The organism is Qipengyuania xiapuensis, assembly GCF_019711395.1.
Classification (GTDB): domain Bacteria; phylum Pseudomonadota; class Alphaproteobacteria; order Sphingomonadales; family Sphingomonadaceae; genus Qipengyuania; species Qipengyuania xiapuensis.
Genome location: NZ_JAIGNL010000002.1, coordinates 874302 through 886647, shown reverse-complemented (window position 1 = coordinate 886647; position 12346 = coordinate 874302). Strand labels below are relative to the sequence as shown.

Genomic DNA, 12346 nt, shown 5'->3' with positions numbered 1-12346 from the left:
GAACCCGAACCCGAACCCGAACCCGAACCCGAACCCGAACCCGAACCCGAACCCGAACCCGAACCCGAACCCGAACCCGAACCGGAGCTCGAGCCGGAGCCGGAGCCGGAAGTCGAGGCCATGGTTTCGGTGCCGCGCACCTACACCGACCCCTCCTACGACACGGAGTACGAGACTTCCTCGCCCTCCAATTATGAATCCGATGTCGCTTTTACCGCACATCAAAGTTCGACGTTCTTCGAGCGCTACAGGCTCGACAAATACGGCTTCTGGTGGCTCGTCGGGCTGACTTTCCTAGTGGCGATGTGCTCGGGCGATGACGAACCCCGGCGTGAGGCCTACGAACCCTCTTCGGTGTCGCAGGAAAGCCTGCCGGAGAGGGAAATCCCGCCAGTCCCGGCACCCCGCAATGCCTATGATCCGGCAATGCTCGACAGCATCTCCGAAGAAATCTTCGGGGAGGGCATCTCCTTCGCCGAGCTCACCGCGCGCAATTCCGAATTCGCCGATGTCTTCGCATTCCATGTCGCCGAAGAGGGCCATGATCCGGCTCTGGCTCGCGCCTACGTCCGCGACCAGATGATGCGTGTACGCACGGAAATCCCTGCGCCCGACCTGATTGCCGCAAGCCAGCTCTACCTCGCGTGGCTGAAAGACGCGGGAAAGCAAGGTGCCGACGCCTGCCGGGACATTCATACCAAAGCTTTCCTGCAGCCGGCCCTCATCGAGGACCCGGAGATACTCGCAAGCGAACGCTCTCTGTCCCTGCTGTTCGTGGAACGCGGCCATCTGCTGCTTCCGACCGAGGGTGCCGATAGTATCGCGCTTCCCGAATGGGCGGTGGCCGGGGCGCAGCGACGCGCCGGCCTTACCCGGGAGGGGCTGGGTGAAGCGCTTGCGGATGATCGCCACCCCCAACGCTGCGCGGTGACAATCGCACTCGTCGAAACGCTGCTCGAGCGACCGCGCGACGAAGCCCTGCCGGCGCTCGCGGCGTTGTAAAAAACACGCGCATCGCTAAGCGTTTTCGATTAGGTCTGTCTGAATACTTGAGCCTTACTGCACTGCGCGGCAGAAAGCTCAGAGGACGAGGGGACGCTTTCATGAAATTTTCGATTTTCGCGCCGGTTGCGCATGGCGGGCCGCGTGGAATCAGCAAGGGGCAGGCCGCATGATCATCGGTATCGATCTCGGCACCACCAACAGCGCTGTCGCGATCTGGCGCGACGGGCAGAGCGAGCTCGTGCCCAACGCGCTCGGCGAGCTGCTGACCCCGTCGGCCGTGTCGATCGACGATGACGGACAGAGCTGGGTGGGGCGTGCGGCGCTCGACCGCCTGGCGACGCATCCTTCGGAGACGGTCACGAGCTTCAAGCGCCGGATGGGCACCGAGAGCAAGGCGACGCTCGGCAAGCGCTCCTACACTCCGGAAGAATTGTCCGCGATCGTGCTGCGCAGCCTCGTAGACGATGTCGAGGCGGCAACGGGAGAGCGTCCGACCGGCGCGGTCATTACCGTTCCCGCCTATTTCAACGAACGCCAGCGCCGCGCCACGCGCCGTGCGGGCGAGATCGCCGGCCTCGAGGTCGAGCGGCTCATCAACGAACCTACCGCGGCCGCGCTCGCATTCGGGCTCATCGACAAGGAAGAGCGCGAACCCTTCCTCGTTTTCGACCTGGGCGGCGGCACTTTCGACGTCTCGATCGTGGAGATGTTCGAAGGCATCGTCGAAGTGCGCGCCTCGGCGGGCGACAACCGGCTGGGCGGTGACGATTTCGACGAGGTCATGGTCAAGCTGGCGGAGCCCAAGCTCGATGCGGCCGACGTGCTCGACCGGCTGCCCAATGACCGCCGCGCGGCCCTGCTGCAGCTTGCCGCAGAGAAGACGCGCTGTGCGTTGTCGAGCCAGAACAAGGCCGACTTCCGGATCGCTGTCGGCGACGAGGAATTCACCGCCGAGATCGACACGCAGGAATTCGAGGAAGCGGCTGAAGCCCTCGTGAGGCGGCTACGCGATCCGGTGATCCGCTCGCTGCGCGACAGCGGTGTCGATGTCGAAAGCCTTTCCGATGTCGTTCTGGTCGGCGGTGCGACGCGTATGCCCGTGGTGCGCAAGGCGCTCACCCGCATGTTCAAGCGCTTCCCCAATTCGACCGTCCACCCCGATCACGCCGTCGCGCTGGGCGCGGCGATCCAGGCAGGGTTGCTTTCGGATGGCGAAGGGCTCGAGGAGATCCGCATCACCGATGTCGCTCCCTTCACGCTGGGAATCGAGATCGGCATGGACGATGCCTATGGCGGCCGGGTCAATGGCATCTTCTCGCCGATTATCGAGCGCAACACGCCGGTGCCCGTCAGCCGGATGCAGTCCTACACCACGTCGGAAGACGGCCAGCGCCAGCTCAAGACAGGTATCTACCAGGGCGAGGCGCGCCAGGTTGCCAACAATGTGAAGCTTGGCGAACTCGTCGTCCCCGTTCCGCCCAAGCCGCGCGGCGAGGTCGAGGTAGAGGTGCGCTTCACCTATGACACGAACGGCCTGCTCGAGATCGACGTCGATATTCCCGAGACCGGTTTTCACAAGAACGTCGTGATCGTCGATGAAGAGGACAAGCGCAGCCGCAAGGAAATCGACAAGAGCCGCAAGGCACTTGAAAAGCTCAAGGTCCACCCTCGCGACGAGCAGGTTAATGTCGCCGCCATGCAGCGCGCCGAGCGTAGCTACGAGGGCTTTACCGGACCGGTGCGCGAATACATCGGCCGCTCGCTCGACAACTTCAAGGCGGCGCTCGAGAAGCAGGATCCGCGCGTGATCGCCGATGCGCGTGAGAGCTTGCTGAGGCTGATCGACGAGATCGAGGCGAACCCGCCGATATGAGCGGCTATCCCTGGAGCATTCTCGGGATCGAGGAGACGCGCGAGAAATCCGCGATCCGCAAGGCCTATTCGGTCAAGCTGAAGACCATGAACCTCGACGAGCAGGTTCAGGAGTATGCGCAGCTGCGCGACGCCCGCGACTATGCCCTGAGGCTGGCTGCGCAGCCACCGGCCTCGCCGCCGCGCGGTGCCCAGCCCGACTACGATGACGCCTATGAGGATGACGACTATTTCGACGAACTCGAATGGCACGATGATGCCGAATTCGAGTGGCAGATCGAGCGGCGCGATTTCGTCGATGGGTATGAGGGCGGCGATCTGGGCGATGCGGGCCTGTCGGGGGACGAGCTTGCCGCTGCAGCAATCGAGCCGCCGGAACTGCCCGACGGCTATGACGAGCTGCACGCGATCCTTTTCCCTGGGCGCCAGCATTCCGACGAGGGCCTCACCGCAGAAGAATACGAACAGGCCGAAGACGCGCTGAAGCGGCTGATCGCCTGGGCCGAGGACGGCGACCTCAATCGCCACGGCAGCGTCGATTACAACCTCGCCGAGATGCTCGCGGCAGCATGGCCGCGCAGCGCGCCGCTGGTGGAGCGGGCCAATGTGGCCTTCCATTGGCTGGGCGAAGCCGGCGGGCTGGACGAGCGGCCCGCGCTGCAATTCCTCAACGCGCGCACGCAGGGCATGCGGTTCCACGAGTCCGTGCTCGAGGAGGACCATCCGCTGCACAAGGCCTGGCTCGAACTCTCGCGACCGGGCAAGGCGAGCATGATCGACCGCCTCAAGATCAACCGAAACCAGATCGACAAGCTGCTGCTCGCCATCAGAGGGAGTTTTCCCGAGCTAGAGGCGCTGCTCAGCCGGGAGCGTATCGACAGCTGGGAAAAGCCGGCCAGCGACGTCGTCTCGTGGATCGTCCAGCGGCTGTTTATCGTGTTCGTCGTGATCCAGGCGCTCCGCTTCTGCGCCTCGGCCGACGATCGCGCGCCGGTGCAGCCCCCGCTCTCGGCAGAGGAAGAGCAGGCGATCCGTGACGAGGGCAAGGACACGATCGCGGCGGCACTGTTCGGGGACGGCTTCAGCTATGATCAGCTTGTCGAAACGGACCCGGCTTTCGCTGCGCAGCTCGGTACGATGATCGACACGTTGGTGCGCGCAAAAGTGCTGGATGGCCGCCTTGTGCGGCCCTTGCTCCGCAACCGCATGCTTGCTGCGCGCGAAAGGGCTGATTTCGATACGCTGCTCGCTATCCAGGCTGTGCACCTCGAATGGCTCAAGGCTGCAAGCGAGGCGGGCGGGGACGCATGTGGGGACGTCCTCAGTGGCAGCTTCTCCGGCGGAGCGCCCGAGGTGAGCGCCGAAACCGAGGAACGAGAACGCGCACTGGCGCGCGACCTGCTCGAAAAAAAGCTGCTCACATTGCCGTCGAGAACCGGCAGCACGACCTACCAGATTCCCGGCTGGCTGGTCGATGCCGCGCGCAAGGATACTGGACTGTCGGAGGCGCGCTTTGGCGAGATCCTGCAGGACCCGGAAGACTCCGAAAGATGCGGGGTCGAGATCGCGCTGATCGAGAACATGCTCTCGGTTCCCTCCCGCGTTCCTATCGAGACGCTGCGGGGCCTGTGAGGGAGATCGCGGAACGTCGCGGCGTTCTCAGCGCTTTCCCTTCGTGAGCAAGGTGCAGGTCCCGACCGAAATCGAAAGCTGGTTCTCCGGCCGCGGCTGGCGCGTGCGGCGGCACCAGGCTGAGATGCTCGAGGCGAGCGATGCGGGATGTCACGCGCTGCTCGTGGCCGATACGGGGGCGGGCAAGACGCTTGGCGGTTTCCTGCCGACACTGGCGGCCTTCGCGCCATCCCGCCTCGATGGTGCCGAGCCGCCAAAGGGCCTGCACACGCTGTACGTCTCCCCCCTGAAGGCGCTGGCACATGACGTGCAGCGCAACCTGCTCACGCCGATCGAGGAAATTGGCCTGCCCATAACGGTCGAAACGCGCAGCGGCGATACGCCGTCGGACCGCAAGAAGCGCCAGCGCACCAGGCCGCCCAATGTCCTCCTGACCACGCCTGAGAGCCTCTCGCTGCTGCTCTCCTATCCCGACAGCTTCGAGATGTTCGCCGGCCTCAAGCGTATCGTCATCGACGAGGTCCATGCTTTCGCCACCGGAAAGCGCGGCGACCTGCTCGCGCTTGCGCTGTCGCGCCTGCAGGCGATTGCGCCCGGCCTCCAGCGGACCGCGCTTTCAGCCACTGTCGCGCGCCCCGAAGGCTTTCGCGAATGGCTCGCGCCGTGGGGCGAGATCGACGAGGTCGCGCTGGTGCAGGGCGAGGAGGGCGCGCCCGCCGAGGTCGAGATACTGCTGCCCGACGAAGAGCGCGTGCCCTGGGGCGGGCACGCCGCGACATGGGCGATCCCGCAGCTCTATGAAGAAATCCGAAGCAACAACACGACGCTGGTCTTCACCAACACGCGTTTCCTCGCCGAGTATATTTTCCAGCACCTGTGGGATGTGAACGATGAGAACCTGCCGATCGGCATCCACCACGGTTCGCTTTCGAAAGAGGCGCGGCGCAAGGTGGAGGGGGCGATGGCGCGCGGCGAGCTGCGCGCGCTGGTAGCGACCGCGAGCCTCGATCTCGGTGTCGACTGGGGCGATATCGACCTCGTCGTGCAGATGGGTGCCCCCAAGGGCTCTTCGCGGCTTCTCCAGCGAATAGGCCGCGCCAACCACCGGCTCGACCAGCCGAGCCGCGCGCTCCTGGTGCCGGGAAACCGCTTCGAATTCCTCGAGGCGACTGCGGCCAAGGAAGCGGTCGACGAGGGCAAGCGCGATGGCGAAGACTTCCGCCCGGGTGGTCTCGACGTTCTCGCGCAGCACGTCATGGCCTGCGCCTGCGCCGCGCCTTTCCAGGAAGACGAGCTCCTGCGCGAAGTGAAGTCGAGCCTCGCCTATGCCTGGGTCGACGACGAGGTCTGGCAGCGCGTGCTCACTTTCGTCGCAACCGGTGGCTATGCGCTGCAAGCCTATGACAAGTTCAAGCGCATCGTGCGGGACACGCAGGGCGTGTGGCGGCTTACCCATCCCGAGCAGGCTGCCCGCCACAGGCTCAATGCCGGGATCATCATCGACAGCGAGATGTTGGAAGTGCGGATCAATTCCGGGCGCGGGCGGGGCGGGCGCAGCCTCGGCAAGGTCGAGGAGCGTTTTGCCGCGCAGTTGAGCCCGGGCGATACCTTCGCCTTTGCCGGCATGAGCCTCGAGGTGGTCAAGCTGCAAGACATGGAGGTGCTGGTGAAGGCCGCGACCTCCAACGCCATGATCCCGAGCTATGGCGGCGCTCGCATGCCGCTTACCACGCATCTCGCCGAGCGCGTGCGCACCATGCTGGTCGACCGCGCAGGCTGGGCGCGCTTCCCCGACGATGTGCGCGAATGGCTCGAAGTGCAGGACTGGCGCAGCCAGATGCCGGGGCCGGGGCAGTTGCTCGTCGAGAGCTTCCCGCACGCCAAGCGGCATTACTCGGTCTATTACACCTTCGAAGGCTGGAACGCGAACCAGAGCCTCGGCATGCTCATCACGCGGCGCATGGAAGATCGCGGGTTGATGCCGGGCGGCTTCGTTGCGAACGACTATTCGCTCGCAGTATGGGGCCTGAAGCCGGTCGATGATCCCGCCCCGCTCCTCTCGCCCGATATCCTGCAGGACGAGTTCATCGAGTGGGTGCAGAACTCCCACCTTCTGCGCCGCGTCTTCCGCGAGGTGGCGGTGATCGGCGGACTGGTCGAGCGCCAGCACCCGGGCAAGCGCAAGACAGGCAAACAGGTCACCTTCTCGACCGACCTCATCTACGACGTTCTGCGCAAATACGAGCCCGACCACGTGCTGCTCGAGGCCGCCTGGGCTGATGCGCGCGAGCGGATGACCGATGTTGGCAGGCTCGGCGACCTGCTGGACCGCTCGGCCGAACAGCTGGTCCATGTGAAGCTGGATCGTGTCAGTCCGCTCGCCGTTCCGGTTATGGTGATGATCGGCCGCGAGGCTACCCCGCAGGGCTCGGTCGACGACGAACTGCTTCTCGAGGCGGAAAGCCTCGCCGATGCGGCGATGCGGGTCGAAGACCTCGGCGAGGACCTGCTCGACTAGAGCCCGAAGGCTTTGAGCCCAGCGTCGAAGGCGCCTTCGAGGCCGCGGCGAACCTCGCCGCCCTGCCGCCCGGCGAGAGGCGCCTCCTCGATGATCAAAATGCCGCCGCTGTCCTGCACCTTGTCCTTGAACAGCTGTTCGCGGCCGAAGAGGTAGGGCGCAAAGGTCTCGGTGCGCGTCACCGAATAGGCAAGGTCGGCGCTGAATCCGACAAGCTGGTCCTGTCCGAAAATGCGGCCCTGCTCGGCGCGTTCGACCCGCACACCGCGCCCTCCCTTGACCACCAGCCTTCCCGGCCCGTGGAAGACGAAGAAACGTAGCTGCATGGTCAGCCAGGCGTTGAGGTTGAACAGGCGCCAGTGGCTCGTGATGCGCATCGTCTTGCCTGTCGGCTGGACCAACGCGACAAGCGCGCGTGGATGGAGGACGCAGGCGGAGTTCTCGGGCAGCACGATCTCCGTAAGCTCGGCAAAGGGATCGCGTACGGCGGAGACGGTGCTGGTGCCCTTGCCGCGAATGCGGGTGAGGAAGCCGAGTCCTGCAGCGAGGCTCGAGACCGGATGGCTGTAGTCGAGCAGCCACCGCGTGGCCTTTTCACCCTCGACCGCGCTGGTCTGGAGGTAATCCTGCCGGATCAGCAATTCCTCGCCCTCGTCGAGCGTTACCGGCACCGAGACCCTCGAAGGTTCGGCAACCGGATCGGGAGCCGCCGAGAGGCCGGGTATCTCGATCCTGATCGACGCGCGGCGGGCGGCCATGGGTGCGAACACGTAATAGAAGAGCGTGCGGATGATGAAGGGCATCGCGATGATGCCGAGCAGGATCAGCAGGGCGTTGCGCATGATCTGGGCGATCGGGTGCTCTTCGTTCAGCTTCATCAGCCGATCTTCCTGCGCATCGAGCTCTTGGGCGGCCTGTTGCTCCAGCTGGGCAAACTCGTCGGCGCCCGATTGCATGACGGCATCCATGGTGGCTTGGCCTGCCTGCATCGTGGCACGGAGCCGCTGGATGCTGCGCTTGATGCGGTCGCGGGCGCGCACGGCTGCATCGTAGCGGTCCTTGGCTTTCGAACGGGCCTCCTTGAGCTCGTCATGCTTCTTCTTCTGGAACCACTCGATCACATCCCAGCGGCGTTCGAACTCTTTGAGAGCCGCATCCTTGCTGTCGTAGTCGCGTTTGAGGCGCGCGACGATGTCCTCCTGGTTCGCCAGGGAATTGCGCAAGTCTTCGAGGCGTTGATCGAGCTGCCTGCGATCCTGGACGATTTCGATACTGTCGGTGAGGAAGGCGATCTGGCGGTCGAGCCGGCGAATCTGCAATTCGACCAGTGCGCGCTCGAGCATTGCATCCGCATCGAGGGTGGCGGCCTGTCGCCAACGCTCCGCGTCGCCAGGGAGGCGTGCGCGAAATTGCTCGCGCTCTTTCACCGCGTCGCGGCGCTTGTCGCGCAGCTCCTCGATTCCTGCGCGGCGCACGGTCTCGGGATATGCGGCGAGCTCCTCACGGGCCCGAGCGGCCTCTTCTTCGAGCCGCGCCTGTGCTGTCGCAGCCTGCTCGGCTGTGGTTTCCAATCGATCGATTTCAGCCTGCGCTTCAGATTGCGCGGCCTGTTCGGCCTGTTGCGCCTCGCTCCAGACGCTGTGTGCGATAAGGGCGGCGACGATCAACGCGAACAGGAGTGCGTTGCGGAAAATCCACCCGAAAACGGCCTTGATTGCGCCCATGCAGCCTCCCTTGGCGCGCGTTTATCCCAGCAGGGACGGAAGCTGTCTATGAGGTTTCCGTCATGCAGTGCGGACGGGGAGGTCGCCCCTGTTCGAGCGGGCAGGCTTACCGCACGGTATCGAAGTTCCGGTACTTGTGGTTGCCCACGAAGGCGAACTTCTCGATGCCGGCGTCCTTGATCAGCGCGATGGTCTGTGCGGAGGTCTGATAGCTGGCCAGCGCATCGGGTTCGAAACGGACCAGGGGCTGGTTTTCCTGCGCGGCGGCGGTGGCGAGCTGGTTCAGCAATGCCTGGCGGTCCATCTGGGTGCCGTTCCAGTAGAGCCGGTCGCTGCTGTCGATGTGGACGACGTTGGTCTCCAGCACATCTTCCGTCCCTTCGCCGTTCGGCAGCGGGATGAGCAGGCTGTGGGTGGCGATCGGGATCACCATGATGAACATGATCAGGAGAACCAGCAGCACATCGATGAACGGAGTGACGTTCATATCGCTGAACATCGAATTGCTGGCTGGGATGCGACGGGCGCTGAAGGGCATGAGCAGTCTCCTCTCAAGTGCAATGTAATAACATCACAGAATTTGGAGAAATGCAAATCGAGGGGTTTGTCTCGCCTCCGCGACCCTGCCGCGTCGCCGGTCACGGATACAAAAAAGGGGGCGGATCGCTCCGCCCCCTTTCGTGATTGGTTCCGGTCGAACTTACTGCATGCCGGCCTTGCCGAAGGTGCGGTAACGTTCGTTGCCGACGAAGCCGAACTTCGTGACGCCGCTTGCCTTGATGATGTTGAGCACGCGGGCCGACAGCTCGTAGCTGGCGAGCGCTTCGGGCTCGAACTGCAGTTCGGGCTCGGGATCGATCGTCAGCGACTGCTGAAGGAGGTTGACCAGGTCGCCCTCGTTGATCTCGTCACCGTTCCACAGCATCCGGTCGTCCTGGGTGAGCACGAGCTTGTTCTTCTCGGGCTCGACCGTCGTGGGCGGCGGGTTCGGGTTGGGCTGCGGCAGGTCGATATCGACCGAGTGGGTCGCGACCGGGATGGTGATGATGAACATGATGAGGAGAACGAGCAGGACGTCGATAAGCGGCGTCATGTTCATTTCCATCATCGGGCTGCCATCGTCCTTGCCGCCTGACATTGCCATGGTGGGATACTCCTAGAAAATTGGACGTGCTGTCCGGCCCGTGAGGACCGATCAGCCGTTCGGATCGACCGGGTTCGAGATGAAACCGACCGTCGGATAGCCGGCCGACTGGACGTTGTAGATCGCACCGGCGACACAGGACCAAGGAGCGTTCACGTCACCACGGATGTGGACCTGGGGGATGTCCTCCGGGTTTTCCATGATCGCTTCCGGACCGCCTGCGCGCTGAACGATCGTGTCGAGACGCTCGAACGCCTGGTCATACAGCTCTTCCGAGGTGACCGGGGTCGTGTTGTTGAAGTAGACGCGGCATTCACCGTTGCGCGCGGCACCTTCGAAGCCGGGTTCGCCTGCGCTTCGGCCGGCCGCATCGCTGGTGCTTACGGTCAGCAGCAGGTTCTCCACCTTATCCTTCGATTCTTGCGACTCGAGGATGGGGATTTCCAGCTTTTCGATCGTCTGGATCGCGACCGGGACCGCGATGAGGAAGATGATCAGAAGCACCAGCATCACGTCCACGAGCGGCGTGGTGTTGATGTCCGACATGGGCGTTTCACTGCCGCCTCCCATCGAAATCGCCATAGCTTAAATCCTATTCTTGCCTGAGTTCACGCTTGAGAAATCGAGGGGCGCGGACGGGCGAGTGCCTGCGCCCGCGCCATCCTCCATTAGCTCTTCGGCGTGGTCGTCGCCGTACCGGTAGCGGGCTTGGCACCCGGAACCGTGCGGCCGGCTGCAGCCTTGGCTGCGGTCTTGGTCGAAGTGGCGGTCATCGGCTTGATGGAACCATTCGAGTTGATGTTGGCGAGCAGATCGGTCGAGAAGCCGCTGAGCAGTTCCGCGATGCGACGGTTACGGCTCTGCAGCCAGTTGTAGGCGAACACGGCCGGAACAGCGACCAGGAGGCCGATGGCGGTCATGATCAGTGCTTCACCAACCGGGCCTGCGACCTTGTCGATCGATGCCGAGCCGGCCATGCCGATGTTGATCAGTGCGCGGTAGATACCGATAACCGTACCGAGCAGACCGACGAAGGGAGCGGTTGCACCCACGGTTGCGAGGAACGGCAGGCCGCCTGCGAGCTTGGCGTTGATCGAATCTTCCGAACGCTGGAGCGAACCGTGCATCCAGTCGTGCGCTTCGAGCTTGTCGTTCAGCTTGGCGTGCTTTTCTTCAGCGGCGACGGCATCGTCGACGAGCTGGCGCCATGCGCTGTTCTTTTCAAGCTTGGTAGCACCTTCCTTGAGGCTGTTGGTGCGCCAGAAGTTGGTGCGGACTGCCTTGTACTGGTTCATCACCTTCTGCTGTTCGAACAGCTTGGTGAAGAGGATGTAGAACGAACCCACCGACATGATGACCATGACGCCGAGAATGAACCAAGCGACGAAGCCGCCCTGTTCCATGGCTTCCATGAAGCCGAAGGAGTTGGCCGGAGCCGCAGAAAGAAGCGAGATATTCATAGCGAGAAGTCCTCTTAGAAAATTGTCGTTTTTGCCGACTTGTCCCTAGTCGGGCAGCACGTAACGGATCGATTGGTTTGTAGTCGAAGAAATCGGGTTGCCGGCAGCGTTGAGAGCCGGGTTGTAGCGTGCGTAACGCTGCATCCCGCGGCAGGCTGCCTGGTCAAGCGCGCTCGAACCCGAGCTGCCGGTGACCGCACAGGCCTCGACACGGCCGTTGGCACCCACGGTGATCCGCATGGAAACGGTACCCTGTTCCTCACGGCGCAGAGCGCTGGAAGGATAGTCGCCCTGGATCCGGGCAGCCCAACGGTTGAGGTTGTCCGGGCTTGCACCACGCGCCAGCGAAGGCGGGGGCGGCGGTGCCGGAGGTGCGGGCGGCGGGATCACGAGCGCCGGCGGTGCAGGCGGCGGAATCGTCGTCTGCGTGCGGATCGGCGGCGGCGCGGGCGCGATGTTGATCGGCGGCGGCGGCGCGACCGGGGGCGGCGGCGCGGTGTCGGGGATGTCTTCCGGCGGCGGCGGTTCGTCTTCCGGCTCCGGCGGCGGCGGTTCTTCCACATCGATAGTCGTCACGCGTTCGACCACTTTCTGGACCGCATCATATGCAAGGCCGGTGATCAGCGCATAACCGAGTGCAATGTGGATGAGGGCAACGATGATGATCGCGACGACGCGATTGCCACTCATCTCTTGGTCAGCATAAGCCATTCGGTTGCATCACTCCATCGTGTCGACCCGATTCGCACCGGGCCAGTCTGACGCCATGGGGGCTGGGTAGATCTGGCGATCTCCCTGGCGCCGTATTCCATATTCACCTGCGCGAACCCTATCAGGAACGACGGCGATCGACCCGGGTTGTTCCAAAAAACCTCCAAAAGAGGCATTGAAGCAATATTGTATCATGAACCCGGTTCAGGTGCTCCCCTTAGCTGCCATAAAGGGCAGGGGCAAACGCTTTATCGGTTAACCGGCGATTCACGGCACCCTA

General features: G+C 63.7%; 10 protein-coding genes. 4 read left to right on the top strand and 6 right to left on the bottom strand.

The genetic code is table 11. The features are described from left to right. From K3163_RS13520 to K3163_RS13505, 4 genes are all read left to right on the top strand, one after another. On the top strand, positions 1 to 1002 hold a 1002-nt coding region (locus K3163_RS13520; RefSeq protein WP_221554566.1), incomplete at its 5' end, for a hypothetical protein. A 169-nt stretch (positions 1003 to 1171) separates the two neighbouring features. Continuing rightward, complete coding sequence (locus tag K3163_RS13515) at positions 1172 to 2878, top strand: Hsp70 family protein (RefSeq protein ID WP_221554565.1); 1707 nt, start codon at positions 1172 to 1174, stop codon at positions 2876 to 2878. Next, on the top strand, positions 2875 to 4509 hold the full coding sequence (locus K3163_RS13510) for a hypothetical protein (protein WP_221554564.1): 1635 nt from the start codon (positions 2875 to 2877) through the stop codon (positions 4507 to 4509). The genes K3163_RS13515 and K3163_RS13510 overlap by 4 nt, the downstream gene beginning before the upstream one ends. A gap of 43 nt (positions 4510 to 4552) precedes the next feature. Further along, entirely contained in the window at positions 4553 to 7027 is a 2475-nt protein-coding gene (locus tag K3163_RS13505) for a ligase-associated DNA damage response DEXH box helicase (RefSeq protein WP_221554563.1), read from the top strand. Here the strand turns inward: K3163_RS13505 and K3163_RS13500 are convergent. The 6 genes from K3163_RS13500 to K3163_RS13475 form a co-directional block, all read right to left on the bottom strand. Further along, positions 7024 to 8751: a hypothetical protein gene (locus tag K3163_RS13500; protein WP_221554562.1), complete on the bottom strand. Its 1728-nt coding sequence runs from the start codon at positions 8749 to 8751 to the stop codon at positions 7024 to 7026. The genes K3163_RS13505 and K3163_RS13500 overlap by 4 nt on opposite strands. A gap of 106 nt (positions 8752 to 8857) precedes the next feature. After that, positions 8858 to 9289, bottom strand: coding sequence for an ExbD/TolR family protein (locus K3163_RS13495; protein ID WP_247710053.1), 432 nt, complete (start codon positions 9287 to 9289; stop codon positions 8858 to 8860). A gap of 162 nt (positions 9290 to 9451) precedes the next feature. After that, the gene (locus K3163_RS13490; RefSeq protein WP_221427392.1) at positions 9452 to 9895 is read right to left on the bottom strand and encodes an ExbD/TolR family protein; all 444 of its coding nucleotides are present in this window, start codon (positions 9893 to 9895) and stop codon (positions 9452 to 9454) included. Positions 9896 to 9946: 51 nt separating this feature from the next. Continuing rightward, positions 9947 to 10477, bottom strand: coding sequence for an ExbD/TolR family protein (locus K3163_RS13485; RefSeq protein ID WP_221427393.1), 531 nt, complete (start codon positions 10475 to 10477; stop codon positions 9947 to 9949). An 86-nt stretch (positions 10478 to 10563) separates the two neighbouring features. Then, complete coding sequence (locus tag K3163_RS13480; RefSeq protein ID WP_221554561.1) at positions 10564 to 11355, bottom strand: MotA/TolQ/ExbB proton channel family protein; 792 nt, start codon at positions 11353 to 11355, stop codon at positions 10564 to 10566. Positions 11356 to 11400: 45 nt separating this feature from the next. Beyond that, complete coding sequence (locus K3163_RS13475; RefSeq protein ID WP_221427395.1) at positions 11401 to 12066, bottom strand: energy transducer TonB; 666 nt, start codon at positions 12064 to 12066, stop codon at positions 11401 to 11403. Between the last annotated feature and the right edge of the window lie 280 nt (positions 12067 to 12346).